Origin of the sequence: Umezawaea beigongshangensis (assembly GCF_016464305.1) — a bacterium.
In the GTDB taxonomy this organism is placed as follows: Bacteria; Actinomycetota; Actinomycetes; order Mycobacteriales; family Pseudonocardiaceae; genus Umezawaea_A; species Umezawaea_A beigongshangensis.
Genome location: NZ_JAEIOJ010000003.1, coordinates 170,168 through 196,878, shown reverse-complemented (window position 1 = coordinate 196,878; position 26,711 = coordinate 170,168). Strand labels below are relative to the sequence as shown.

Annotated in this window: 22 protein-coding genes; 10 read left to right on the top strand and 12 right to left on the bottom strand. The window is 72.3% G+C overall.

Annotated elements, in window-relative coordinates:
* The first annotated feature begins 112 nt into the window (after positions 1–112).
* From IMZ35_RS09110 to IMZ35_RS09100, 3 genes are all read left to right on the top strand, one after another.
* Positions 113–2,140, top strand: coding sequence for a PhoX family protein (locus IMZ35_RS09110; RefSeq protein WP_199440546.1), 2,028 nt, complete (start codon positions 113–115; stop codon positions 2,138–2,140).
* Between the two features lie 158 nt (positions 2,141–2,298).
* On the top strand, positions 2,299–4,392 hold the full coding sequence (locus IMZ35_RS09105; protein WP_199440545.1) for a PhoX family protein: 2,094 nt from the start codon (positions 2,299–2,301) through the stop codon (positions 4,390–4,392).
* A 70-nt stretch (positions 4,393–4,462) separates the two neighbouring features.
* On the top strand, positions 4,463–5,152 hold the full coding sequence (locus tag IMZ35_RS09100) for an SDR family oxidoreductase (RefSeq protein ID WP_199440544.1): 690 nt from the start codon (positions 4,463–4,465) through the stop codon (positions 5,150–5,152).
* Positions 5,153–5,162: 10 nt separating this feature from the next.
* Here the strand turns inward: IMZ35_RS09100 and IMZ35_RS09095 are convergent, their stop codons facing one another.
* From IMZ35_RS09095 to IMZ35_RS09080, 4 genes are all read right to left on the bottom strand, one after another.
* Entirely contained in the window at positions 5,163–6,473 is a 1,311-nt protein-coding gene (locus IMZ35_RS09095) for an amidohydrolase family protein (protein ID WP_199440543.1), read from the bottom strand.
* A gap of 198 nt (positions 6,474–6,671) precedes the next feature.
* Positions 6,672–7,757, bottom strand: coding sequence for a VanZ family protein (locus IMZ35_RS09090; protein WP_199440542.1), 1,086 nt, complete (start codon positions 7,755–7,757; stop codon positions 6,672–6,674).
* 532 nt (positions 7,758–8,289) lie between these two features.
* A complete protein-coding gene (gene trmB, locus IMZ35_RS09085) occupies positions 8,290–8,937 on the bottom strand; it encodes a tRNA (guanosine(46)-N7)-methyltransferase TrmB (RefSeq protein WP_229371493.1) in 648 nt (215 codons plus the stop codon).
* A 174-nt stretch (positions 8,938–9,111) separates the two neighbouring features.
* Positions 9,112–9,723, bottom strand: coding sequence for a hypothetical protein (locus IMZ35_RS09080; RefSeq protein ID WP_307867878.1), 612 nt, complete (start codon positions 9,721–9,723; stop codon positions 9,112–9,114).
* A gap of 276 nt (positions 9,724–9,999) precedes the next feature.
* On the opposite strand from IMZ35_RS09080, the gene IMZ35_RS09075 reads away from it, so the two are divergent.
* Complete coding sequence (locus IMZ35_RS09075) at positions 10,000–11,271, top strand: S8 family serine peptidase (RefSeq protein ID WP_199440540.1); 1,272 nt, start codon at positions 10,000–10,002, stop codon at positions 11,269–11,271.
* Here the strand turns inward: IMZ35_RS09075 and IMZ35_RS09070 are convergent.
* From IMZ35_RS09070 to IMZ35_RS09045, 6 genes are all read right to left on the bottom strand, one after another.
* Complete coding sequence (locus tag IMZ35_RS09070) at positions 11,229–12,176, bottom strand: ATP-binding cassette domain-containing protein (protein WP_199440539.1); 948 nt, start codon at positions 12,174–12,176, stop codon at positions 11,229–11,231. The two genes, IMZ35_RS09075 and IMZ35_RS09070, sit on opposite strands and share 43 nt — an antisense overlap.
* 174 nt (positions 12,177–12,350) lie before the next feature.
* Positions 12,351–13,115, bottom strand: coding sequence for a hypothetical protein (locus IMZ35_RS09065; RefSeq protein ID WP_199440538.1), 765 nt, complete (start codon positions 13,113–13,115; stop codon positions 12,351–12,353).
* Positions 13,116–13,119: 4 nt separating this feature from the next.
* On the bottom strand, positions 13,120–14,067 hold the full coding sequence (locus tag IMZ35_RS09060; RefSeq protein WP_199440537.1) for an ABC transporter ATP-binding protein: 948 nt from the start codon (positions 14,065–14,067) through the stop codon (positions 13,120–13,122).
* A 258-nt stretch (positions 14,068–14,325) separates the two neighbouring features.
* A complete protein-coding gene (locus IMZ35_RS31690; protein ID WP_199440536.1) occupies positions 14,326–15,126 on the bottom strand; it encodes an HAD family hydrolase in 801 nt (266 codons plus the stop codon).
* A gap of 87 nt (positions 15,127–15,213) precedes the next feature.
* Positions 15,214–15,870: a response regulator gene (locus IMZ35_RS09050; RefSeq protein ID WP_199440535.1), complete on the bottom strand. Its 657-nt coding sequence runs from the start codon at positions 15,868–15,870 to the stop codon at positions 15,214–15,216.
* Between the two features lie 101 nt (positions 15,871–15,971).
* Entirely contained in the window at positions 15,972–17,129 is a 1,158-nt protein-coding gene (locus IMZ35_RS09045; protein ID WP_199440983.1) for a sensor histidine kinase, read from the bottom strand.
* Between the two features lie 91 nt (positions 17,130–17,220).
* Between IMZ35_RS09045 and IMZ35_RS09040 the strand changes: the two genes are divergently transcribed.
* The gene (locus IMZ35_RS09040; protein ID WP_199440534.1) at positions 17,221–18,180 is read left to right on the top strand and encodes a hypothetical protein; all 960 of its coding nucleotides are present in this window, start codon (positions 17,221–17,223) and stop codon (positions 18,178–18,180) included.
* Between the two features lie 144 nt (positions 18,181–18,324).
* On the opposite strand, the gene IMZ35_RS09035 is transcribed toward IMZ35_RS09040, so the two are convergent.
* On the bottom strand, positions 18,325–18,798 hold the full coding sequence (locus IMZ35_RS09035; RefSeq protein WP_199440533.1) for a hypothetical protein: 474 nt from the start codon (positions 18,796–18,798) through the stop codon (positions 18,325–18,327).
* Between the two features lie 108 nt (positions 18,799–18,906).
* Between IMZ35_RS09035 and IMZ35_RS09030 the strand changes: the two genes are divergently transcribed.
* The 5 genes from IMZ35_RS09030 (at position 18,907) to IMZ35_RS09010 (ending at position 25,673) form a co-directional block, all read left to right on the top strand.
* A complete protein-coding gene (locus tag IMZ35_RS09030) occupies positions 18,907–20,472 on the top strand; it encodes a dynamin family protein (RefSeq protein WP_199440532.1) in 1,566 nt (521 codons plus the stop codon).
* 71 nt (positions 20,473–20,543) lie between these two features.
* Positions 20,544–20,882: a nucleotide exchange factor GrpE gene (gene grpE, locus IMZ35_RS09025; RefSeq protein ID WP_307867877.1), complete on the top strand. Its 339-nt coding sequence runs from the start codon at positions 20,544–20,546 to the stop codon at positions 20,880–20,882.
* Between the two features lie 2 nt (positions 20,883–20,884).
* On the top strand, positions 20,885–22,723 hold the full coding sequence (locus IMZ35_RS09020; protein WP_438816860.1) for a dynamin family protein: 1,839 nt from the start codon (positions 20,885–20,887) through the stop codon (positions 22,721–22,723).
* Positions 22,724–22,838: 115 nt separating this feature from the next.
* Complete coding sequence (locus IMZ35_RS09015; protein WP_199440529.1) at positions 22,839–23,537, top strand: hypothetical protein; 699 nt, start codon at positions 22,839–22,841, stop codon at positions 23,535–23,537.
* A gap of 324 nt (positions 23,538–23,861) precedes the next feature.
* Positions 23,862–25,673: a phosphoenolpyruvate carboxykinase (GTP) gene (locus tag IMZ35_RS09010; RefSeq protein ID WP_199440528.1), complete on the top strand. Its 1,812-nt coding sequence runs from the start codon at positions 23,862–23,864 to the stop codon at positions 25,671–25,673.
* A gap of 158 nt (positions 25,674–25,831) precedes the next feature.
* Here the strand turns inward: IMZ35_RS09010 and IMZ35_RS09005 are convergent, their stop codons facing one another.
* On the bottom strand, positions 25,832–26,698 hold the full coding sequence (locus tag IMZ35_RS09005; RefSeq protein WP_307867876.1) for a septum formation family protein: 867 nt from the start codon (positions 26,696–26,698) through the stop codon (positions 25,832–25,834).
* Positions 26,699–26,711 lie beyond the last annotated feature (13 nt).

Below are 26,711 nucleotides of genomic sequence, written 5' to 3'. Positions count from 1 at the left end.
GCGGCTCCGGCACTCTCCGGGCGGCGTGCTCGTCGACGACCGGAGGGTTAACAACCGGTGAACGTCGGCCTACGGTCGGTGGAGACCCCACCGACCGCAGGAGGCGTTCCCGTTGGCCACTCCCCGCGTTCCGCTCCCGCTGCTGCCTCCGCACACCCCCGGCCGTGCCGCGGTCACCTGCGAGTACCGCTGCGGTGACGCGTGCTTCCACGACGTCCCCAACACCTCGGGCAACGCCTACCTCGGCGACGTGATCGGCGAGATGATCAGCCGCCGCACCGCCCTCAGAGCGGGTGCGGTCGTCGCGCTGGCCGTCGGCGCGGGCGGTGGTGCCGCTGCCGCGGAGGAGCGGAGCGCGCCGCGCGGGCTGAACTTCCCGCCCGTCGCGCCCAACACGCTGGACGCCGTCGTCGTGCCGGAGGGCTACGAGCAGGCCGTCGTCATCCGCTGGGGCGATCCGATCTTCCCCGGTGCTCCGGAGTTCGACTTCGACCAGCAGACCGCGCAGGCCCAGGAGCGCCAGTTCGGCTACAACTGCGACTTCGCCGCCCTGCTGCCGCTCGACCACCTCGGCCTGACGAACCTGCTGGTCACCAACCACGAGTACACCTCGGAGACGTTCATGTTCCGCGGCTACGACGCCGCGAACCCGACCGAGGAGCAGGTGCGCGTCGCGTGGGCGGCGCACGGCCTGTCGGTCGTGCGGGTCGCCCGCGACCGCTCCACGGGCGCGCTGAAGCCGGGCTTCAGCCGCTACAACCGCCGCATCACCGCGCGCACGCCGTTCGAGGTGCGCGGCCCGGCCGCGGGCAGCGACCTGCTGAGGACCACCGCGGACCCCACCGGCAGGCGGGTGCTCGGCACGCTGAACAACTGCGCGGGCGGTGTGACGCCGTGGGGCACGATCCTGTCCGGCGAGGAGAACTTCAACCAGTACTTCGCCAACGCCGAGACCCGCGCCGACCCGCGGCTGACCCGCTACGGCGTCGTCGGCGGAGCCACGACCCGCAGGTGGGAGCGCTTCGACGACCGGTTCGACCTCGCGAAGGAGCCCAACGAGGTCAACAGGTTCGGCTGGGTGGTCGAGATCGACCCGACCGATCCCGGCTCCACGCCGGTCAAGCACACCGCGCTGGGCCGCTTCAAGCACGAGTGCGCCAACGTCCGGATCGCCGCCGACGGCCGGGTCGTCGCCTACTCGGGTGACGACGAGCGCTTCGAGTACCTCTACAAGTTCGTCTCCAACGGCCGGGTCCGCCCCGGCGACAGCCGGGCCGCCAAGCGGCACAACTCGGCGCTGCTGGACGACGGCACCCTCTACGTCGCCCGCTTCACCGGTGACAGCCCGCCGGCGGAGATCGACGGCTCCGGCACGCTGCCCTCCGACGGCGCGTTCGACGGCTCCGGCGAGTGGATTCCGCTGACCAGCGGCACGACGTCGTACGTGCCGGGCATGACGGTCGAGGAGGTCTGCGTCTTCACGCGCCTGGCCGCGGACACCGTGCACGCGACGACGATGGACCGGCCCGAGGACGTCCAGGCCCACCCGCGCACCGGCAAGGTCTACTGCGCCCTGTCGAACAACGTCGACCGGGGCAAGCCGGGCAAGGAGGGCGCGACCGAGCCGAACCCGCGGGTGAACAACAGGCACGGCCAGGTCCTGGAGCTGACCGAGCGGCGCGACGACCCGCTCGCGACGGCGTTCTCCTGGAACCTGTTCCTGGTCTGCGGCGATCCGGAGTCGCCCGACACGTACTTCGCCGGGTTCCCGAAGGACCAGGTCTCGCCGATCTCCAGCCCGGACAACGTGGCGTTCGACAGCAGCGGCAACCTGTGGATCTCCACCGACTCGGCGAACGCGCTCGGCATCAACGACGGCCTGTACGCCGTGCCCGTCGAGGGGCCGAGCCGCGGTCGCCTGACGCTGTTCCTCACGGTGCCGCGCGGCGCCGAGACCTGCGGTCCGGTGATCACCGACCGGGTGGTGACGGTGTGCGTGCAGCACCCCGGCGAGGTCGATGGGGCCAGCGCCGACGCGCCCGCGTCGCACTGGCCGGACGGCGGCGCGAGCCAGCCGAGGCCGTCGGTGGTCGCGGTGTGGAAGCCGGGGCGGCGGCAGCCCGGCGAGATCGGTGGCTGAACCGAGGCGTCACACCGGGTGACCAGGTGATCTTCGATCCTCCTAACGGGTGAGAGGTAGTGCGAGGTGTTCGTCCCCCGTTCACCTCGACGCCCGCTGGACCTCGATTCGCACTCCTACGGTCGGTCAGTTCCCACCGACCGACCTCGGAGGCATCCGTGTCCTCATCCGCTGATCAGGGCCGCAGGCTCCTGCCGCTGCTGCTGCCGAACCACCCCCTGGGGCGGTCGGAGATCACCTGTCTGTACCGCTGCGCCAACGCCTGCGCCCACCCCGCGCCCAACACCTCGGACAACACCTACTTCGGCGACGTCGTCCGCGAGGTCGTCAGCCGTCGCGGGATGCTCAAGGCGGGCGCCGTCCTCGCGGTCGCCGGAGCCGGTGCGGCCACGCTGGGCACCGGTGCCGCCGCGGCGGCACCCGGCCGCGGCCAGTCCGACGCCGACGCCGACCTGGGCGGTGGACGGCGCGGGGACGGCCTGAACTTCACCGCCGTCGCGCCCAACACCGAGGACCGGATCGTCACCCCGGAGGGCTACGAGTCCGCCGTCGTCATCCGCTGGGGCGACGCCGTGCTGCCGGGCGCTCCCGCGTTCGACTTCGACAACCAGACCGCCGCCGCGCAGGCGAAGCAGTTCGGCTACAACAACGACTTCTGCGGGCTCGTGCCGCTCGACGGCTGGAACCGCTGGCTGATGGGCTCGAACCACGAGTACACCACCGAGTCGTTCATGCACCGCGGCTACGACCCGGACAACCCCACCCGCGAGCAGGTCGAGATCGGCTGGGCCGGGCACGGCTTCTCCGTCGTCGTGGTCGAGAAGGACCGCCGCAGCGGCAAGCTGATCCCGCAGGTCGACCGGCACTACAACCGCCGGATCACCGTCAAGACGGAGTTCGCCGTCGTCGGCCCCGCGGCGGGCAGCGAGCACCTCAGGACGTCAGCGGACCCGACCGGCCGCCGCGTCCTCGGCACGTTCGGCAACTGCGCCGGCGGCGTGACGCCGTGGGGCACGATCCTGTCCGGCGAGGAGAACTTCAACGGCTACTTCGCCGGTGGCGCCGCCATCACCGACCCCACCGCCCTGGCCCGCGCGCGCCGCTACGGCCTGCCCGGCGCGACCACCGAGCGCAAGTGGGAGCGCTTCGACGACCGGTTCGACCTGGCCAAGGAGCCGAACGAGTTCAACCGCTTCGGCTGGATCGTCGAGATCGACCCGAACGACCCGTCGTCCACCCCGGTGAAGCACACCGCGCTCGGCCGCTTCAAGCACGAGGGCTGCACGATCCGCGTCGCGCGCGACGGCCGCGTCGTGGCGTACCTGGGCGACGACGAGCGGTTCGACTACATCTACAAGTTCGTCTCCAAGAACAAGATGGTCCCCGGCAGCAGCAGGCGCGCTCGCGAGCAGAACAAGAAGCTGCTCACCGAGGGCACCCTGTACGTCGCGAAGTTCACCGGTGACAGCCCCGCCGCCGAGATCGACGGCACCGGCGCGCTCCCGGCCGACGGCGAGTTCGACGGCCGCGGCGAGTGGATCGCGCTGGCTTCGGACGACCGGTCCTTCGTGCCCGGCTTCACCGCCGAGGAGGTCTACGTCTTCACGCGCCTGGCCGCCGACGCCGTGGGCGCGACGAAGATGGACCGCCCCGAGGACATCGAGGCGAGCCCCCGCACCGGCCGGGTGTACGCGGCGCTGACCAACAACACCGACCGCGGCAAGCCGGGCAAGGAGGGCCCCACCGAGGTCAACCCGCGCAACGGCAACCGCAACGGTCACGTGCTGGAGTGGCGGGAGAACCGCGACGACGCGACCGCCACCACGTTCACCTGGACGCTGCTGCTGGTGTGCGGCGACCCGGCGACGTCGGACACCTACTTCGGCGGGTACGACAAGACGCAGGTCAGCCCGATCTCCTGCCCGGACAACCTCGCGTTCGACAGCAGCGGCAACCTGTGGATCTCCACCGACGGCAACGCGCTCGGCTCCAACGACGGCCTGTTCGCCGTGCCGGTCGAGGGCCGCTACCGCGGGCGCGTGAAGCAGTTCCTCACCGTGCCGAAGGGCGCCGAGACGTGCGGCCCGATCATCGAGGACGACTTCGTGCTCGTGTCGGTGCAGCACCCCGGTGAGATCACCGGCGCCAGCGCCGACAACCCGCTGTCGCACTGGCCGGACGGCGGCACCTCGCAGCCGCGCCCGTCGGTCGTGGTGGCGTGGAAGTCCGACCGGGGCCGCATCTGCGGCTGACCGGTGCCGGCGTGCGGCGGAGGTGGTGCCTCCGCTGCACGCCGTTCCGGCCGCCACTACGGTTCCGGGCATGACCGATCTGCCCGTAGCCCTCGTCACGGGTGCCTCTCGCGGGATCGGCGCGGCCGTCGCGCGCGCCCTCGCGGACACCCACTCGCTGCTGCTCGGAGGTCGTGACGCCGCCGCGCTGGACGAGCTGGCCTCGTCCCTGCCGCACGCCGCGCCGTGGCCCGTGGAGCTGACCTCGCTCGAGGCGCTGACCGACGCGACGGCGAGCATCTCCCGGCTCGACGTCCTGGTGCACAGCGCGGGCATCGCCGAGCTGGGACCGCTCGACTCGGCGACCGCCGACGTGTGGCGGCGCACCCTGGAGATCAACGTCGTCGCCGTGGCCGAGCTGACCCGGCTGGTGCTGCCCGCGCTGCGCAACTCCCGCGGTCACGTCGTGCTGATCAACTCCGGCGCCGGTCTGCGCGCCAACCCCGGCTGGGGCGTGTACGCGGCCTCGAAGTTCGCGCTGCGGGCCTTCGGCGACGCGCTGCGCGCCGAGGAGGAGACCACCGGCGTGCGCGTCACCTCCGTGCACCCCGGCCGGGTGGACACCGACATGCAGCGCGGCGTGCGGGAGCAGGAGTCCGGCGACTACCAGCCCGAGCGGTACCTGCGCGCGGAGTCCGTGGCCGAGGTGGTGCGCACGGCGGTCCTGGCGACGGAGGACGCCCACGTGGCGGAGATCGTGATCCGGCCGGACCGCCGCTGATCCCCGCCGGTCAGGAGGCGCGGAGCCGGGCCGAGACCTCGCCCACCGCGGCCTGGGCGGCCCGGCGGTCGACCCGCGTCGACTCGCCCCCGGCGACGACCCGCTCACCGGCCACCCACACGTCGGTCACGCGTCGCGCGCCCGCCGCCCACACGAGGTTCGCCAGCACCTGCTCGTCCGGCGCGTCCAGGCCGGTGGCGAACGCCGGGTCGTCGGCGTCGACGTGCACCAGGTCGGCCCAGCGACCGGGCTCCAGCGCGCCGACGTCGTCGCGGCCCAGTGCCGCCGCACCGCCGCGGGTGGCGAGCAGCAGGGCGGACGCGGCACCCAGCGAGGAGGCGTCCATCGTCGACAGGCGGCTGTAGAGGGCGGCCAGCCGCGCCTCCTCCAGCAGGTCGAGGTCGTCGCCGCTCGCGGGGCCGTCCGTGCCCAGGCCCACGTGCACGCCCGCGTCGAGCAGCGCGCGCAGCGGGGCGATGCCGGACGCCAGCTTGCCGTTCGAGCCGGGGCAGTGCGCCACGCCGACGCCGTGCCGCGCGTAGATCGCGACGTCCTCCTCCGACAGGTGCACCGAGTGGGCCGACAGGACGCGCCCGCCGAGCACCCCGGACGACTCCAGCAGTCGCGGCACCGACCCGTGCGACGCCCGCTGCGCCACGTCCTCGTCGAGCGACTCGGCCACGTGCACCTGGAACAGCGCGCCCCGGCTCCGCGCCTCACCGGCGATCTCGGCGAGGGTCTCCGGCGACAGCACGTACGCCGAGTGCGGGCCGTAGCCCAGCTCGATCCGCTCGTGCGGGCCGGACCGCAGGCCGTCGGCGTCGATCCACGCGCTGATCTCGTCGGCCATCGGCCGCCACGGCGTGCCGGGCAGGTCGAGGATCGCCGCGCCGAACACCACGCGCGAGCCCGCGGCGAGCACCGACTCCACCAGCTGCTCGCCGTGGAAGTACATCTCCGCGCTCGTCGTGACGCCGTTGCGCAGCATCTCCACCGCGCCGAGCAGCATCCCGGCGCCGACGTCCCGCGCGGTCATCTTCGCCTCGGCCGGCCACATGGCCTCGCGCAGCCAGCGCAGCAGCGGCAGGTCGCTGCCCAGGCCGCGCAGCACCGTCATGGGGCTGTGCGCGTGCGTGTTGACCAGTCCGGGGAGCAGGACGCCGGTCAGCTCGTGGCTCGGGCCGGAGAAGGCGGGCGCGTCCGCGCGCGGGCCGCAGTACGCGATCCGGCCGTCGTCGGCGACGTCCACGACCGCGTCCCGCAGCACCGAGCAGTCGGCATCGCAGGGCAGGACGACGGGGGAGTGCAGGCGCATCGACATCCCCAGATCGTGCCAGCGGGTGATGCGCGACCGGAACGCGGTCCCAGCGCGACGATCGTCACCCCGCAGGACCGGCCGAACTCCCCCGACGGTGACGTGCGTCACTATCGTGATTGATCGTCCGCACGACGGGGAACCAGTGTTTCGGCAGCGTCGCTGCCCCACGAACTCTTCCCGAAACCGAGGGGTCCGCCGCGATCACGCGACGGGCCCCTCGTGCATGCGCACCTCGTCCTCGCGCTCCGCCGCCGGGGGCGTGCCGGGCACGCCGGTGAGCACGGTCCGCGTCCGCGACACCAGCTCGTGCCAGCCGCGCTGGTCCCGGCGCAGGGCGGGCACCGCGACCAGGCCGATCACCACGTACAGCACGACGACCACGTCGAGGGTCCACACGTCGCCGCGCGGCATCGGCAGCAGCACGTACGCCCAGAACCCCGTGACGCCCAGCAGTTCCCGGACCACCGGGCGCACCGGGCCCGCGGAGGAGGAGTCCGCCGCGCGCACCCGGAAGCCCAGCAGCAGCTGACCGGGCCGCAGCGCGACCCGGATCAGCAGCAGCGTCGCCACCTCGACGAGCGGGTTGTCCGGGAGGAGCTTCGCGGCCAGCGCGAACAGCGCCAGGTCCATCAGCACCGCGAGGCCGCGGCGCGGCAGCGAGGCCGCGTCGGGCAGGGCGCCGGACCGCTCCACCGGGAGCACCTTCGGCACGACCAGCGCCAGCGGCGCGATCACCCAGCCCACCAGCGAGCCCGTGGTGTTGGAGATCAGGTCGTCCACGTCGAAGATCCGGTACGGGCAGTCGTACATGCCGAAGTTGCCGGTGTACTGGGTGACCTCGAACAGCAGCGACACCGCGAAACCGGTCATCACGGTGGTGATGAAGCCCTTGCGCAGCACGCGGTGCATCGCCACGCCCAGCGGCACGAACAGGGCCGTGTTGAACGCGAACGACAGGAACGCGGGAGCCGTCAGGACCGCGAACGGGCCCGACCGGTTGTTGTGGGCCAGGTTGGCGCGCATGTCGGCGACCCATTGGAACGGCACCGACGAGACCGTCTGGTCGAGCTCCTCGCACACCGCGTCCGGGTCGGGGAACGGCAGGAACACCAGCGCCACGACGACGAGCGCGTAGGCGATGAACGCGTACAGGGCGACCGCGCGCCGCGGCTCGACGCGGCCGAAGCGCACGTAGTGCACGACGACGAGGGGGATCAGCACGGCGAGGCCCACGCCGAAGAACAGGCTCAGGCCCGTGCGAGCGCTCTCCAGGTACTGCGAGACCATCAGTTCGTTCCGTCCTTCGTCGCCCGGCGACCGGTACGCGCACCGTTCCCTCGGCGGCCCGGAGCGAAACATCGCTCACGTCGTGCGGGGGTCCGAGGCCGGGTCCTCCTCGGGGTGGGGAGCGCATCGGCCACGAGGCTGATGCGGACCGGTCGGAAATACCCTTGCGGCGGATGCCGGCTCACGCGGTCCCCAGCGATTCTAGAAGCAGGAGTTCGGGGAAGCGGAGGTGGCGGATGTTCACGCTCGTGGCGACGTGGTCCGGGGTGATCCTCGGTCTGCTGGTGCTCGTGCTGATGGCGGTCTCGGGTGTTGTGGCTGATTCTCAGAAGTAGTGCCGCAGACGTGGTTTCCGGGCGCTGACCTGGCCCTGCCGCGGCGGTGGTGCTCGTGGGCGGTGATTCTTCCGCGGGACTCGTGGGACTGGTGAGTTCCACCGGAAATCAACGCCGCCGCGGTCGCGCTGTTTCCACGTCGATCTCGAAAAAGCGCGGAGGGCCGCTGCGGCGAGCGCGCGGCCCGATTCGGATCGTCAGGCGATCCGTTCGAACACGATGTCGTGGCTGACGCGGTCCTCCTCGACCGCGCGCTGCTCGAACTTGGTCACCGGCCGCCACTCGGGGCGCGGCGCCCAGCCGCCCGGCTCGTCGGCGTGCAGGTTCCGCAGCGTCGGCTCGGCGGAGAGCACCTCCATCATCTGCTCCGCGTAGTTCTCCCAGTCCGTCGCCAGGTGCAGCACGCCGCCCGGCACGAGCCGCGAGGACAGCAGGGCCACGAACTCCGGCTGCACCAGCCGTCGCTTGTGGTGCTTCTTCTTGGGCCACGGGTCGGGGAAGAAGATCCGCGCGCCGGCGAGGCTGCCCGGCGGGACGTGGTCGGTCAGCAGGTCCACCGCGTCGCCGCGCAGCGCCCGCAGGTTCCGCACGCCCAGGTTCTCCGCGCGCAGCAGCAGTTGCGCCAGCCCCGGCTTGTAGACCTCGACGGCCAGGTAGTTCAGGTCGGGCGCGGCCGCGGCGAGCTGGGCGGTGGTCTCGCCCATGCCGGAACCGATCTCCAGCAGCACCGGCGCCTCGCGGCCGAACCAGCCGGTGAAGTCGACCGGGCCGTCGGGCAGCGCCTTCACCTCGTTGCCGAGCGCGCCCCAGTGCTCGTCCCACGCCCGCTGCTGCCCGACCGTCATCCGCTCGCCGCGCTGGACGTAGCTGACGATCGTGCGGTGGTGCGGGGGGCGGTTCAGGCTCGGAGTCACGCCGGGAAGCCTGCCACCTGCTCCGGGCGGACGCGCAACGAGGGGAGCCGGGCACGCGAGAGCCCCGCGGACGAGGTGTCCACGGGGCTCGGCGGAGGTGTCGCGTCAGGCGATGTTCTCGATGTCCTCGATCTGCTCGCGCAGGTCGGCGACGGTGAACGGGATGGCCTGCGCGAGGCCGGGCCCGCGGTGCGCCGGCAGCAGGTCGACCCACCCCGGGTGCGTGTCGGTGAACCGCACGGTCGTCGGCTCGGCCGGGCCGTACACACCGCTCTCCGACGGCACGAACTCCCAGTGGCCGACCTCGCCGGCGTCCGCCCACGGCACGAAGACCCAGCCGGGACGCGACGACAGGAGTTCCGTCACCTCGTCCTCGACCGCGAACCCGGCGGCCCTGGACGGGAGCTTCCCGCGGTGCAGCGCCCGGAGCCACCACGGGGACGGCGGGCGCGAGTCGAACTCGCACACCGCGCGGAACCGGGCGAGCACCTGCTGCTCGTCCGCCCGGCTGATCCACGAGGACCTGGCCTCCGCGGGAGAGGTGGCCAGGTCGGCGACCGCAGTGGTCTCGATGACGTCCGACCAGTCGAGACTGGCCAGACCCTCGATCCGCAGACCGCGTGCACGCGGTTGCGGGACCGGGGACGCCTGGTGTTCGAACGACAGCGACGACCGGGACACTGACGAGCCGGCCATGTTCGGATCAAGGACCGTCACGGGTTCACCTCCGGAGAGTTCCCGACGGGGATATCCGTTTTCGCCCGCAACCACACCCGGATCACGGCGTTGTGCCGAGGGTTACGCGCCTGGTTACCTTCCATATGAGCCTGTTCGGCCCTGCAAGTCATGTACCTGTGCTGGAGTTCACGTGGTGTTTACTCCACCCCTGCTCCGGACGACCGAACGGGCAGGTCCGTGTGACCTCACGCACGTTGCGCTTCGGCGTCCGCGCACGATGAGGAAGCAGGGCTCGTCGCACGCACTGGGGGTCTGTTGTCACTGCTCACCCGAGCGGGAGCGCTCGCCGTCGCGGCGCTGCTCCCGCTCCTGTCCCCCGCGCCCGCACACGGGCAGACGATCCAGGAGCAGGAGTGGCACCTCGACGCCCTCGGTGTTCCAGCAGCTCAGCAGATCACCGACGGTGAGGGCGTGGTCGTGGCCGTCGTCGACTCCGGCGTCGACGCCTCCCACCCCGACCTGATCGGGCAGGTGCTGCCCGGAACCGGCTTCGGCGCGTCCGCCGGTTCCGACGGGCACACCGACACCGACGGGCACGGCACGGCGATGGCCGCCACCATCGCGGGCAGCGGCGTGGCCGGGGGCGTGCTCGGCATCGCTCCCGCCGCGAAGATCCTCCCCGTCGCCAGCTCCGACGCCGACCAGTTCGGCCTGACCGTCGTCGCCGACAGCATCCGCTGGGCCGTCGACAACGGCGCGCAGGTGATCAACCTGTCGCTGGGGTTCCAGAGCCGCGCCACGCCGGCGCTCGTCACGGCGGTGAACCACGCCGTGGAGCACGACGTGGTCCTCGTCGCGTCGACCGGCAACGAGAGCGGCGAGGTGTCCGCTCCGGCGAACATCCGCGGTGTGCTGGCCGTCGCGGGCACCACCAGGGCCGGTGAGCCGTGGCAGGAGTCCAACACCGGGCACGAGACCGTGCTCGCCGCCCCGGCGGAGACGATCGTGACCGCGATGCCGGTGTCGGTCTACGACACCGGCTACGCCGAGGTCGCCGGGACGAGCTCCGCGTCGGCGATCGTGGCCGGCGTCGCCGCGCTGGTGCGCGCCCGCTACCCCGGCATGAGCGCGGCCGACGTGGTGAACCGGCTGATCAGCACCGCGACGGACGTGCAGGAGCCGGGCCGCGACGACCTCACCGGCTTCGGCGTCGTCGACCCGGTCGCCGCGCTCACCGCCGACGTGCCTCCGGTGAGTCGCAACCCGCTGCTGCCGCCGGAGCGGATCACCGCCACCGGGGCCAGCAGCGGCGCCGGCGGCGAGCCGTCGCAGACCCCGCGCGCCTCGGCGCCCGCGGTGCCGTCGAAGGTGCCGTTCCTCGTCGGGACGGGCCTGCTCGCGGTCGGCCTGGGCGCCGGTCTGCTGGCGGTGGCCACGGCGCGCAACCGGCGCACCGCGGTCCCGGCGCACCCACTGCCGCCGCCGCCGCTCGCGGCCCCGCCGGAGCCGCACTGGCCGCCGATCACCGGTGACGAGTACGACGCCTACTGGCGCAGACCACCGGGCGGTTCGTCGGGCGGCGCCTGATCGTCGTGGCCGTGGTACTCCACGGCCTCCCCGGTCAGCTGCATGAACGCCTCCTCCAGGGAGCCGCGCTGCGGGCTCAGCTCGTGCAGCACGACGTCGTGCGCGGCGGCCAGCTCGCCGATCGCGGCCGGTTCCAGGCCGTGCACGACCAGCGCCCCGTGCACCGGGTCGTCGGTGATCCGCGCCCGGCCACCGAGCAGCGTGCGCAGCCGCTGCGCCTGCGGGGAGCGGACGCGGACGGTGTCCTCGGTCGCGTCCCGCACGAACTGCGCCGTGCTGGTCTGCGCGATCAGCTTCCCGCGACCGATGACGACGAGGTCCTGCGCGGTCTGCGCCATCTCCGACAGCAGGTGGCTCGACACGAACACCGTCCGGCCCTCGTCGGCCAGCCGGTGCAGGAACCGCCTGATCCACACGATGCCCTCGGGATCGAGGCCGTTGACCGGCTCGTCGAACAGCAGCACCCGCGGGTCGCCGAGCAGCGCTCCCGCGATGCCCAGGCGCTGCGACATGCCGAGGGAGAACCCGCCGGCCCTGCGGTTCGCGACGGCGGTCAGCCCCACCACCTCCAGCACCTCGTCCACCCGGCGGACGGAGATGCCGTTCGACCTCGCGAGCCAGCGCAGGTGGGAGCGGGCGGAGCGGTTCGGGTGCACCCACGTGGCGTCGAGCAGCGCGCCGACGACGCGCAGCGGGTCGCGCAGCTGCCGGTAGGGCCGCCCCTCGACGAGCGCGCACCCCCGCGTGGGCCCGTCCAGGCCCAGGATCATCCGCATGGTGGTGGACTTGCCCGCGCCGTTCGGGCCGAGGAAGCCGGTCACCCGCCCCGGCCGCACGGTGAACGACAGGCCGTCCACGGCCACGGTCCTGCCGTAGTGCTTGGTGAGCTCCTCTACTTCGATCACGGCTGCTCCACTTCGCTCGGGTGAACGTCCTCACGGTCGCGCACTCGGCGGCGCACCGCGATCCCCCGTCCGACGACGAGGAGCCCGGACCACCTCCCCAGGTGGTCCGGGCTCCTCATCTCCCCCGGTCCGGGCCGCGCGCGGCTCCCCCCGCCGCCGCGCGACCCGCGCTGGTCACGCGTCGCGCTTGGTGGTCACCACGAGCGCCACGACGAGCAGGGCCACCGAGATGGCCGTGAAGTAGGCGAGCGAACCCCACGGGCTCAGCGGGAGGTCCATCTGCGGCGGGCCCGCGTCGGTCGGACGACCGCTCAGGTCCGGGCCGCCCAGGACGAAGTTGCTGGCCGACTGGAACGGCAGCCACTCCTGGATGTCCGTGCCGATCTTCGGGATGAGCCCGACCAGGCTCTCCACCAGCAGCGGGAAGACCAGGATGATCGCGACGGCCGCCGCGGTCTGCCGCACGAGCAGTCCCACGGCCAGCGCGAGGACGGCGCCCACGGCGTAGACGAGGCCGACACCGGCCACGTGCCGCCAGTCGTTGGCGGAGTCCAGCGCGAGGGTCATGTCGGGCTGGAGGAGCTTCGACACGCCCCACGACGCGAACGCGGTGATCTCGCCGACGATCCCGGCGAGCACGGCCACGACGACGGCCTTGGCGACCAGCGGCGAGATCCGGTTCGGCACCGCCTGGAACGTGGCCCTGATCGTGCCGAAGCGGTACTCGGTGGTGATCGCGAGCGCCGCCATCACCATGATCACGTAGAGGCCGAAGGTGTGGGCGAACTGCGTGGCCTGGACGGTCAGCGGGAACTCGTCGTTCGAGTTGGCCGCGATGATCGCGGTGAGGCCCACCGTGATGCCCAGCGCCAGCGCCATGCACCACCACGGCGAGCGGGTGGAGAAGAGCTTGATGCGTTCGACTGCGAGCTGAGTCATCGGGTCACTTCCCTGCCGGGGCGAGGGCGGCGGTGTCGACGACCTCGGCCAGTTCTGCGTGGTACTCGACGGAGTCGCCGGTGAGCTGCATGAACGCCTGCTCCAGGGAGCCGCGCTGCGGGCTCAGCTCGTGCAGCACGACGCCGTTCGCTCCGGCGAGGTCGCCGATCTGGTCGCTCGTCGCGCCGGTGACGGTCAGCGCGGAGGTGTCCTCCTCGCGCACGGTGAAGCCCTTGTCCACCAGCAGCGAGTGCAGCTTCGGCAGCTCGGGGCTGCGGACCAGGACGGAGTTCTCGGTGGAGCGCTCGACGAACTCGGTCGTGGTGCTCTGCGAGATGAGCTTGCCGCGACCGATGACCACGAGGTCCTGCGCGGTCACCGCCATCTCCGACAGCAGGTGGCTCGACACGAGGACCGTGCGGCCCTCGGCGGCGAGGCCCTGCATGAACTTGCGGATCCAGAGGATGCCCTCCGGGTCGAGGCCGTTGACCGGCTCGTCGAACAGCAGCACCTTCGGGTCGCCCAGCAGGGCGCCCGCGATGCCGAGCCGCTGCGACATGCCGAGGGAGTAGCCGCCGGCCCGGCGCTTCGCGACCTTCGTCAGGCCGACCAGGTCGAGGACCTCGTCGACGCGGCGGTCGGGCAGGCCGTTGGACTTGGCCATCCACTGGAGGTGGGCGCGCGCCGAGCGGTTCGGGTGCACCCACTTGGCGTCCAGCAGCGCGCCGACGGTCCGCAGCGGACGGTCGATCTGGCGGTAGGGCCTGCCGTCGATGAGGACCTTGCCCGCGGTCGGGGTGTCCAGCCCCAGCATCATCCGCATGGTGGTGGACTTCCCGGCGCCGTTCGGACCGAGGAACCCGGTCACGCGGCCGGGTGCGACGGAGAACGACAGGTCGTCGACGGCCACCGTCTTCCCGTACCGCTTGGTGAGGCCGATTGCCTCGATCATGAGCTCTCCCCCAGAACGTTCTTCCCCGACATCGACCACAACCCTGCCCCGGAACCCACCTCCGGCACATCGGTCCGTAGTCGCCGGGCGGGTCCGACTTCAGTATTACTGTGTCCGATACCTCGGTCGCAGTAATCCGTGATCACCCTGAGTGCTCCCCTAGTACTTCACGCCGTTTTCTCAGGGTCGCGGCCGGACCGTCGAGCCTCCGGCGTGCGGGCACGGCGCGTCGAGCGTCCGGGGGCGGCCGTCCGGCGGTCAGGGGAAGTACTTGTCCAGGGCCATGGCCGCGCCGTCCTCCAGGACCGTGGCCGTCACCTCGTCCGCCGCCGCTCGCACCGTCGCGGGCGCCTGTCCCATGGCCACGCCCCTGGCCGCCCAGCGGAGCATCTCCACGTCGTTGTGGCCGTCGCCGACGGCCAGGGTGTCCTCGGCGGCCACGCCCAGCTGCACGCGCAGCTCCTCCAGCGCGGAGCCCTTCGACACGCCGGCCGGCACGACGGTCAGCCACGGCTCGGTGTGGTCGGAGCTCCAGGCCGTGCCGGGCAGCTCCAGCTCGGCGACCCGCAGGCCCAGCTCGGCCGGGGTGTGGTCGTTCCAGCGCGCGACCAGCCTCGCGGTCGGCCGCGTCACGAGCCCGGCCAGGTCGACCTGCTGGACCACGCCCCACAGCTCGCCCTCGGGGAAGCGGCCGAACGCCGCGTTGCCCACGCCGGTGATCTCGACGGCGAACACCGCGCCGGGCAGCAGCGCGCGCAGCGCCTCGACCGCGGGCGCCGGGTCGAACGTCGTGTGCCGGACGACCTCGCGGGTGCCGGAGTCCCACCACACGGCGCCGTTGGAGCACAGCGACAGCGAGTCGGGCAGGGCGAGGTCGTCGGCGACCGGCGTGGTGCCGATGAGGCTGCGGCCGGTCGAGAGCACCACGTGGGCACCGTGCTCGACCGCGCGGTTGATCGAGGCGCGGACGGCGGGGGCGATGTCGTTCTCGCCGCTCCTGGCGATGGTGCCGTCGATGTCGAGGGCGACGAGTCGGGGTCTCCAGTGCGGTTGTGCCACTGCTCGCACTCTACGGCTCGGTGCGGAGATCGCGGTTCGTCGATCGGGCCGAACCGCGGTGCACCGACGCCGTGCCGAGACCGGCCCCTACACGTCGCCGGGGCGGACCAGGCCCGTCTCGTAGGCCAGCACGACGGCCTGGACGCGGTCGCGCAGCTCCAGCTTCGCCAGGATGCGCCCCACGTGCGTCTTCACCGTCGCCTCCGACAGGAACAGCTTCCGGGCGAGCTCCGTGTTGGACAGGCCCTTCGCGATGAGCACGAGCACCTCGCGCTCCCGCTCGGTCAGCGCGTCGAGCACGGTCGCGTCCCGCAGTTCGCCGCCGCCCTCGCCGAGGAAGCGCGCCAGCAGGCGCTTCGTCACGCTCGGCGACACGACGGCGTCCCCGCTGGCCACGGCCCGCAGCGCGGACACGAGGTCGTTCGGCGGGGTGTCCTTGAGCAGGAAGCCGCTGGCCCCGTTGCGCAGGGCGGACAGCGCGTACTCGTCCATGTCGAACGTGGTCATCACGAGCACCTTGGACGTCGCCGCCGCGGTGATCCGCTTGGTCGCCTCCACGCCGTCGAGCACGGGCATCCGGACGTCCATCAGCACCACGTCCGGACGCAGTTCCTCGGCCAGGCGCACGGCCTGGAGCCCGTCACCGGCCTCGCCGACGACGGCGACGTCCTCCTGGGCGCCGAGCACCATCCGGAAGCCCATCCGCATGAGTTCCTGGTCGTCGACGAGCAGCACACGAATCACGCGATCACCCTAGGCCGCGCTCCCGAGGTCCGTGTCCTCCCCGTCCCGCCCGGAACCACGCCGATCACGGCCGCCACCGGCCGAGACCTCCGGAACACGACCTAGGTTCCGGTGACGGGCAGGGTGACGCGGACGCGCCACCCGCCGCCGGGGTTGGGGCCCGTCTCGATCGTCCCGCCCAGCACACCGGCGCGCTCGCGCATCCCGATCAGCCCGTTGCCGCCGGACACCGCGACGAGGTCGTTCGGCGTGCCGAAGCCGTCGTCGAGGACCTCCAGCTCGACCCGGTCGTCGACGCGGATCACCCGCACCACCGCGGTCGCGCCGGTCCCGGCGTGCTTGAGCGTGTTGGTCAGCGCCTCCTGCACGATCCGGTACACGCCGAGTCCCAGCCCGGCCGGCAGGTCGTCCAGGTCGCCCATGACCTCCAGGACCACCGGCAGGCCCGACGCGCGGCAGTTCTCCACCAGTTCGGCCAGGCCGCGCGCGTCGGGCTGCGGCACCCACTGCGGGGCGAACTGGTCCTCCGCCCGCAGCACGCCGAGCAGCCTGCGCAGCTCGGTGAGCGCCTGGCGTCCCGTCTCGGAGATCGTGCGGACGGCCCGTTCGGCGAGTTCCGGGTCGGTGCGGATCGCGTACCCGGCGCCGTCGGCCTGCACGACCATCACGCTCACCGCGTGGGCGACGACGTCGTGCAGCTCGCGGGCGATGCGCGACCGCTCCTCGCTCACGGCGAGCTTCGCCTGCTGGTCGCGCTCGGTCTCCAGCAGCTTCAGCCGCTGCTCCAGCTCGGCGTGGTAGGCCCGGCGCGCTCCCACGAACTCGCCGAGCGCCCAGGACGACCCCAGGATCAGCGCGATGGCGAAGACGGCGGGGACGGCCTCGATCGTGCCGATGACGAACACGGCCCACAGGAACGTGCCGATCGCGAGCAGGAGCGCGTAGAGGAGCGCCTGCTTGCGGCCCACGTAGGCGACCATCGTGTAGAGCGCGACGGCCAGCGCCAGGTCCGCCGTCCGCAGCGGTGATCCCTCGTGGTCGAGGCCGTGCGTGACGAGCTGGAGGAACGCTCCGGCGAGGATCACGTAGCCGGCGAGCAGCGGGTGCTTGCGGCGCAGCACGATCGGGCAGACCAGCAGCAGGCCAATCAGCAGGTGGAGGGGGAGGGGCAGGGTGCCCAGCGCCGCCGCCCCGACCAGGTCGGAGAACACGAGGAGCCCGGCCGTCAGGGAGTCCCCGAAGGTCGGGTGAGCACGCATCCACAGACTCAGCCGCCGCACGGGATCAGGTTAGGCAGCGTGCGAACGACAGCGCGTCGCGCCACGGGCTGACGACCCGTACGACTTGCGGTTGACGACGGTCGCGGTGCTGCGGCGGGTCGCTGGTAGAAAGATTCCGGGGGTGGTCGTCGTGCGGGACGTCCTGATCGCCGCGAGCACCGGTCTCGTGCTGCTCGTGCTGCTGTGGCCGACCGACGGCGTCGCGACGTGGTTGCTCCGCCGCTGGAAGATCGGCGAGCCGACGCCGCCGCAGGTGGCCGAGGCCGTCCGCTACCTCAAGCGGCGGCGGCTGCTCTACCCGTGGCTCTTCGTCGCCTGCGCCTGGCCGGCCGTGCCGCTGCCCGTGGACGGCCTCGTCTCGGGGCTGCTCGTCACGCTCCTGAGCGGCGCGCTGCTGGCCGAGCTGACGGCCCTGCGACCCGGCAGCGACCGGCACCGCGTGGTGAGCCCCGCCCACCGCGGCGTGTTCGACCTGGTGCCGCGCACGGCCGTGGCGGTCCTCGGGGTGTTCGCCGCCGCGACGCTCGCCCTCGTCGCCGCCGCGCTCGCCGCGCGGGACTGGGTCGAGCAGGTGGCCGAGCGGGTCGTCGACGGCCAGATCGAGGGACCGGACGGTGTCACGACGACCCCGCTGAACCGCGGCGAACTGCTCGACGGAACGCCGTGGTGGGTCCTCGGCGGCCTCGTCCTCACCCTGCTCGTGGTCGCGGCGGTCGTGCGCGCTGCCCTGGTCAGGCCCGCGTCCGGCGATCCGGACGTCGACGCCGTCCTGCGGACGCGCAGCGCGCGGGTCGCGGTGGGAGTGGGCGTCGCGATCACCGGGGTGCTGATGTCCACCGCCGGGACGCGCCTGTCGAAGATCGCGTCGTTCGACCAGGTGCCGGGGAGCCCGGCCGTGCCCGGCTGGCTCCCGGCGAGCGGGTCCGCGCTGTGGGCGGTGGCGGTGTTCGGCCAGCTCGTGGCCCTGGCGTGCTGGTGGCTGTTCGTCGACCCGCCCCACCGGGCGCGGTGGGCCCGTGCGAACGCGTGATCGCTCCGTCCTGGCCGCCCCGCCGCAGCAGAGCGGCCCCGATCCGCTGATCGGGGCCGCTCTCGACCTCAGCACCGTCGCCCGGTCGCCGCGCGCGGCCGCGTACCGGGGAGATCACCCGGAGAACACCCGTGCGGAGAGCGCCTACCTGGAGCGGGGCTCGCGCGTCGTCTGCTCCACCGCGGTCTGCTCGACTACCTGCGGCGACTGGGTCGGCTGGTGCGGGATGCCGTCCTCGCGGTGTCGCACCTCGAACTGGCGGTGCTCCTCGGCCATCTCGTCGGCGAGCTGCTGCTGGATCGCGCGGTCGCGGATGCGGCCCAGGATGGTCATGGTCACCGCGTGCGCCGCGGCGATCAGCAGCAGGAGGATGCCCAGACGCGCGATGACGTCCTTCGTCCGGTCACCGGTCTCCACGTCGATCAGCGAGATCAGGAAGACCAGACCCAGCACGACCAGGTGGAACAGCACCGTGACCATGCGGTTCATGGCCTGCGCGGATTCCGGGCTGCCGTACGCCGTGTGCAGGTACCCCTTGCCCGCCCGGTAGATCAGGTGGCCGTCGATCGCCACCAGAACTATCCCCAGGACCAAGAACGTCACGTAGCCGTTGTCCATGTGGTGGCTCCTTCCAGGTGATCACCACTCGGCCGGTTACCCGGGGTGCGAGCCGGAGAAACGGTTCCCCCTCCACCGGGGGACGGCGTCGTGGCACGATCTGACACCGTGACCGCGCCACCAGGGACGACACCGGGGACGACGGGCCAGCAGTTCGCCGGTCCGCTGTCGGCCGCCGTCGCCGAGCTGTGCGTCGCGCTCCAGCGGCAGGTGTCCCCGCGCACCGCCGCCGGGTTCGGCGAGGTGCTGCGCAGGCTGTCGGCCCCGTTGCAGGTCGCGGTCGCCGGACGCATCAAGTCCGGCAAGTCCACGCTCGTCAACGCGCTCATCGGCCGCCGGGTCGCGCCGACCGACGTCGGCGAGTGCACCCGGCTCGTCACCCGCTTCCAGTACGGCACGGTCGACCGCATCGAGATCGTCTTCACCGACGGCCGCAAGCAGGTGCTGCCGTTCGACCCCGGTGGCATGATCCCCGCCTCCCTCGGCGTCGACGTGGACCGCGTGTCGCACCTGGAGGCGTACCTCACCAACGCGGTGCTGCGCGACCTCACGGTGATCGACACCCCCGGTCTGGGCTCGCTCGACGCGGCGTCCGTGGCCCGCACGGAGGAGCTGCTCGGCGTGCGCGGCGACGAGCTCGACCCGGTGTCCCGCAGCGCCGTCGCCGGAGCGGAGGCCGTGCTCTACGTCGTCACGCAGGGCGTGCGCGCCGACGACCAGCAGGCGCTCGCCGCGTTCACCGCGGCCACCGCCAGCCGCGAGGCGGGACCGGTCAACGCCATCGCCGTGCTCAACAAGGCCGACACGATCGCCCCCGAGTCCGTCGAGGGCTCCGGCGGCGACGTGTGGAGGGCCGCCCAGCTCCTCGCCGAGAAGCAGGCGCACGGCCTGCGACCGCGGGTCGCCGACGTGATCCCGGTGATGGGCCTGCTCGCCGAGTCCGCCGAGACCGGCGGCTTCACCTCGGCCGACGCCGACTCGCTGCGCGCCCTCGCCCAGCTCGACCGGGCCACCCGCGACACGATCCTGCTGTCGGCCGACCTGTTCGCCAGCTGGGAGTGCGACGTGCCGGCGGGCACCCGCGTCCGGCTGCTGGAGAAGCTCGACCTCTACGGCATCGGCTGCGCGCTCGCCGCGATCGACGCCGAGCCCGAGATCACCGCGGGCGCCCTGCGCCGCAGGCTGCTCGACTCGTCCGGACTCGACCTGGTGCGCGGCAAGCTGGGGGCCGTGTTCGGCTCCCGCGCCGACGGCATCAAGGCCGCCGCCGCCCTCGCCTCGGTCACCGCGCTCGCCCACGCCTCGGGCGATCCCGGCGAGCGGCAGCGCGTGCACAACGCCATCGAGGTCCTCCTCGCCAAGCCCGAGGCGCACCAGCTCCGGCTGCTGGAGGCGCTGACGCTCGTCGCGTCCGGCGCGGTCGCCATGCCGCAGGACCTCGTGGACGAGGTCCTGCGCGTCGGCAGCAGCCCCGAGATCGCCGAGCAGCTCGGCCTGCCGGGACGGCCGCCGCAGGAGCTGGCGGCCCACGCCCTGGAGCGGGCGGGCTGGTGGCGCTCGTTCGCCTCGTTCGGCGCGACCCCGGCGCAGAGCCGCGTCGCCCACGTCGTGCACCGGGCCTACTTCCTCGTCTGGCAGCAGTTGCGCGGCAGCGGCGGAGGGCGGCGGCGGTGAGCCCGTGGTCACGACGAGCCCGGCAGGACGAGCCGGGAACCGAACAGCTCCCGGTCGCGTCGGTAGCCGGTGTGGCGGCACCCCTGACGGAGACGATCGGTGACGAGCTGCTCGACCAGGCGCTCGGCGAACGCCGCGCGCTGGTCCAGCTCTGCCTCTACGCGCTGGACCGCGCGCGCAGCTCCGGCGTCGTGGAGCGTCTGGAGGACGGCCTCGCCGCGATCGGCGTCGTCGCGTGGCGGCCGGACGGCCAGCGGTTCGACCCGTCGCTGCACGAGGCGGGCGGCACCGTGCACACCGACGACCCGCGCCTCGACGGCGTGGTCGCGGAGACCGAGGTCGTCGGCTTCGTGGACCGGGGCAGGACGCTGCGCCCGCCCATCGTCACCGTCTACACCTCGCGGACGTGAGCGTGCCCCCGACGACGTCGGTGACGCTGCCGCAGCTCGTCCGCCAGACCAGGGAGAAGCTCACCGCGCTGGTGCGCGGCCTCGATCCGCGCGCCGCCGAGTGGATCGACGAGGCCCGCGAGCGCAGGGGGCGCGCGCCGAGCGTCGTCGTGGTCGGGGAGACCAACCGCGGCAAGAGCTCCCTGGTCAACGCCGTGCTCGCGACGCCAGGCCTGTCGCCGGTGGACGCCGAGGTCGCCACCGCCACGTACCTCGTCTTCTCCCACGCCGAGCGGTGGGCGGCCCGCGCCTGCTACCCGGGCCAGCACGAACCCGTGCCGTTCGACCCGGCCGACCTCGTGCACTGGGTGTCCGCGGCCCACGAGCTGCCCGCCGGTCAGCTCCCGCCGCGGCACGTCGAGGTCGACGTGCCCGTCCCGCTGCTGGAGCGCATGACGCTGGTCGACACCCCCGGGGTGGGCGGCCTGAGCTCCGTGCACGGCGAACTGGCGGCCGAGGCCGCGGCGACGGCCACCGCGCTGCTGTTCGTCGTGGACGCCTCCGCGCCGTTCACCAGGGGCGAGCTGACGTTCCTGAGCACCGTCGGCGAGCGCGTCGAGACCGTCGTGTTCGCGCTGGCCAAGACCGACCAGTACCGCGGCTGGCGGCAGGTGCTCGACGCGAACCGGGCCCTGCTGGCCGAGCACGCCCCGCGCTTCGCCGATGCCGTGTTCCACCCGGTGTCGGCGCGGCTGTTCGAGATGGCGGCCAAGGCGCCCAACCCGGACGCGGCGGCGATGCTGCGCGAGCGCTCCGGCGTGGCCGAGCTCCAGGCCGCGCTGCAGGAGCTGGTGGTCGGCCGTGCCGCGATGCTCGGCGAGGCCAACGCCCTGCGCCGCCTGTCGACCGTGCTCGACGAGCAGGTCGTGAAGCTGGAGGCCGAGCAGCGCGCGCTGACCACCGGCGAGGAGGAGGCGCGCGCCCTGCGCACCCGCCGCGAGGAGCTGGCGGTCGAGCGCCGCTCGTCCACCCGCGGCTGGCAGCTGAAGCTGCGCGGGGAGGTGCAGCGGGCCAGGGTGGAGAACGCCCACGAGGTCAGCCGCCAGATGCGGGACGTGCAGACGTGGTTCCGGCACGCCGTCGACGCCGCTGGCCGCGAGGCGCTGCCCGGTGTGCCGCACCAGGTGGACGTCGCACTCCAGCTGGTGTCCGGCCGCATCAGCGCGGCCGTGTCGCACCGCCTGTCCCGCGTCGCCGACGCCGCGCTGGCCGAGCTGTTCTCCCCGCAGGAGCTGGCCGTGATCCGGGGTCAGTTCGCCCGCGCGCCGCACCCGCCGGTGGTCCTCCGCCCGCCGGACAAGCGCCCGCCGACGGCCGAGGACAAGCTGCTGGTGTTCATGGGCGTGTCGGGCGGCATGGGCGCGAGCAAGCTGGCCGCCGTGCCGCTCGCCGCGTTCGGCGTGTCGGCGCTGAACCCGATCGTGCTGCCGGTGACGATCGTCCTGGGCCTCGGCGCGGGCTGGTGGATGGCCCGCACCCGCAAGCAGTCCGCCGACAGGCAGCACGTGAAGCAGTGGCTCTCGGACTCCATCGCCGACGCGCGCTCGACCCTGGACCAGCTCGTGGCCGAACAGCTCATCGAGGCGGAACAGGCCCTGTCGCTCGCCCTGGACGAGGCCCTGACCAAGCGCATCGAGGCGATCGAGACGGAGCTGCGCGAGGTCGACAAGGCGCTGAAGATGGAGACGAGCGAGCGCTCCCGCGAACTCCAGGCCGTGGTCAAGCGCCTGGCGGAGGTGCGCGGCGGCCGGGAGAAGGTGGACTCCCTGCTGGGCCGCATCCGCAGCGTCCGCGACCGCTGACCGCGCTCCGGGGCACGCGCCGGGGCCGGGGCGTCGGTGTTCGGGCCGGTAGCGTGGAACCGACCGCGCTCGCGGCGAGTCCTACCGGTACCACTGAACCAGGAGGGGTGCCCCGGTGTACATCGACGAGAACGGCGGAGCCGACGGCGAGCTCAAGGTCACCGTGGAGGACGAGGACTACACCGCGGAGGCCACCTACGACCTCGACGACGACGGCGTGAACGAGAGCGCGGTCGTCGAGACGGACGACGGCGGGCACCTCGCGTTCAGCGACACGGACGACGACGGCGTCGCCGACCTGATGAGCACCTACGACGAGAACGGCCAGCTCGTCTCGCAGGCGAAGTTCGACGAGGACGACGGCGAGTGGGTCGCGGTCGATCCGAGCGACTCCGGCGACGACCGCCGCGAGCAGCGGACCAACACCGGTGACGACAGCACCATCGTCGTCACGAGCGAGGACGGCTCGAAGGAGGTCGGTCCCGCCACCGAGGACACCGACGGCGACGGACGCGCGGACACCGCCGTCGTGCGCGACGACGACGGCGACACGTGGTTGTTCACCGACGCGGACGGCGACGGCGACGCCGACCTCGCCACGGAGATCACCTCCGAGGGCGACGTGACGATGTCCGAGCGGGACGGCGACGGGTGGACCGAGGTCGAGACGGGCCACATCGGCTCGGACGGCAAGTACGTGCCCGACGCGCGCAGCGGGGCGCTCGACGGCTGGGGCGACGACGAGACCCCGGTGACCGTGGAGGGCGTCGTGCGGATCGACTCGACCACCGGGCAGTGGATCAGTCCCAACTGAACGCTTTCAGATCGGGGCCGGTGTGTGGTGGATACCGCACACCGGCCCTCTTGTTTTTTCGATCCCTCTTCCGGGGTCACTCGGGAGTCGGATCGTGTTCTGTCACGTGAATGGATGCTGAATCGATTCCAGAATCGGTTTTGTGAGCGACCCGACAGGTCGGGCGGGTGTTGGTGCTGATCGTCCCGGCTAACCTCTGTCCATCCCCAGAACCCGTACACCCCTCAGGGGTGGGCGGAGCCATTTCCGCGAGGACGCCGCAGTCCGGGCACGGGCAGCGTCGTCCGCGCGGGCGTTTGGCGTTCAGTCAGGAGACGAGACGAGATGACGGCAGTGACCATTCCCGGTCTCGACCAGGCACCGACCAACCACCAGCGCCTGCTGTCGTGGGTGCGCGAAGTCGCCGAACTGACCGGCCCCGACGAGGTGGTGTGGGCCGACGGTTCCCCCGCTGAATGGGATCGCCTGACGAAAAAACTCGTCGACGCGGGCACGTTCGTGCCGTTGAAGAAGAAGCCCAACTCGTTCTGGGCGGCTTCTGACCCGACCGATGTGGCGCGTGTCGAGGAGCGCACCTTCATCTGTTCGGTGAACCCCGAGGACGCGGGTCCCACGAACAACTGGATGGCGCCGGACGAGATGAAGGCGACCATGACCGAGCTCTACCGGGGCTCGATGCGCGGTCGCACGATGTACGTGATCCCGTTCTGCATGGGTCCGCTCGACGCGGAGAAGCCGATGCTCGGCGTCGAGATCACCGACTCGGAGTACGTCGTGGTGTCGATGCACATCATGACGCGCATGGGCGCCAGGGCGCTGGCCCGCTTCGGCGAGGACGCCGACTTCGTGCCCGCGCTGCACTCGCTGGGCGCTCCGCTGGAGGACGGCCGGGCCGACGTGGCGTGGCCGTGCAACGACACGAAGTACATCGTCCAGTTCCCCGAGGAGCGGATGATCTGGAGCTACGGCTCCGGCTACGGCGGCAACGCCCTGCTGGGCAAGAAGTGCTACTCGCTGCGCATCGCCTCGGTGATGGCGCGCGACGAGGGCTGGCTCGCCGAGCACATGCTGATCCTCAAGCTCACCTCGCCCGAGCAGAGGGTCTACTTCATCGCGGCCGCGTTCCCGTCGGCCTGCGGCAAGACCAACCTGGCGATGCTGGAGCCGACGATCCCCGGCTGGAAGGTCGAGACGCTGGGCGACGACATCGCCTGGATGCGCTTCGGCGACGACGGCCAGCTCTACGCCGTGAACCCGGAGAACGGCTTCTTCGGCGTCGCGCCCGGCACCGACTACCACACCAACCCGAACGCGATGCGCACGATCGAGAAGGGCAACTCGCTGTTCACGAACGTCGCCCTGACCGACGACGGCGACGTGTGGTGGGAGGGCATGGGCGAGCCGCCCGCGCACCTCACCTCGTGGAAGAAGCAGGACTGGACGCCGGACTCCGACGAGCTGTCGTCGCACCCGAACTCCCGCTACTGCACGCCGATCGACCAGTGCGACATCAAGGCCCCCGAGTGGGACGACCCGAAGGGCGTGCCGATCTCGGCGATCTTCTTCGGCGGCCGTCGCGCCACGACGATCCCGCTGATCACGGAGTCGCGCGACTGGCAGCACGGTGTCTTCATGGGCGCCACGCTGTCGTCGGAGACCACGGCCGCCGCGGTGGGCGAGACCGGCGTGGTGCGCCGCGACCCGATGGCGATGCTGCCGTTCATCGGCTACAACGCCGGTGACTACTTCAACCACTGGATCTCGCTCGGCAAGAGCGCCGACGCGCGGAAGCTCCCGAAGATCTTCTACGTGAACTGGTTCCGGCGCGGCGAGGACGAGCGCTTCCTGTGGCCGGGGTTCGGCGAGAACGCGCGCGTCCTGAAGTGGGCGATCGAGCGCATCGAGGGCGGGTCCGCCGCGCGGGAGACCCCGATCGGGTACGTGCCGACCGCGGACGAGCTGGACCTGTCGGACCTCGACGCCCCGCGCGAGGACGTCGAGGCGTCGCTGGTGTTCGACGCCGACGAGTGGCGTGCCGAGCTGCCGCTGATCCAGGAGTGGTTCGACAAGATCGGCGACACGCTCCCCACGTCGCTGCGCGACGAGTTCGAGGCGCTGAAGCAGCGGCTCGGCTGAGCTGACGCTCCCCAGGTCGGAACCCCGGTGGTCAACGGTGCCCACCGGGGTTCTCTGCGCTCGGAGCAGGGAGTTCGCTGAGTTGTCCACAGGTTGTGGACGGATCTGTGCACAGCCTGTGGACGTCTGTGGACTCCGCGCCGCCGGCTGTGGAGAACTCAGCCGGGCAGGGGGTTGCCGCCGATGCCCCACAGCCGTCCGGAGTGCGGACGGGTGGCCTCGGCGTAGCAGGTGGCGCTGGTGAAGCCCTCCGACCAGCCCCGCGTGCCGAAGGTCCGCCACGCCGGGAACACGTCCGTCCGGCTCGTCGTGCCCAGGTAGCCGGTGACGGCGGCGGTGCAGTGCTCCCGCGCCGCGGCGTCGACCTGCTCCTGCGACGGCACGGGGTCGCCCGGCTCGCCGAGCCGCAGCACACCGGGCACGGTCTCCGCGAGGTGCGGTTCGTCGCAGGACACGAGGGCGAGCTCCTCCTGCGCCGAGGGCGATCCGGCCGCGCAGAGCTGGAAGGTGCCGAACCCGGACGCGGCGAGGACACCGCGCAGGGAACCGGTCCGCCACACGGGTTCCTCGGCCGGGGTCAGCTCCACGACCGTGCACACCCGCCACCGGTCGCCCTGCTCCCAGCCCTCGGAGTTCGGCCAGAACGCCCGCACCTGCAACCGGGTGGCGTCGGTGTCGGCGCTGCCCAGGTAGTCGTTCACGGCCGCGCGGCACACCGGGAGCACGGCCCGCCGCAGGTCGTGCTCGGCGGGAGGGGCGTCGGACAGGCCGGTCAGCTCACCGACCTGCACCACCTCGGCGTCGTGGCGCTGCTCGCAGCCGATCGGCGTGAAGCTCGTCGTGTCGAGGCACTGGCCCTGCTTGGGCAGCTGCGTCGCGAGCACGCGCGTGGCGGGCGGGCCGGTCGTCGTCGACGCGGGTGACGTCGTGGGTCCGACGTCGGGCGAGCCGGAGATCCGGTCGGTGCACGCGACGAGCGCCAGCGGCGTGATCACCGCTGCCAGCGCTCGTCGCACACCGATCACGGGGTCACAGTAC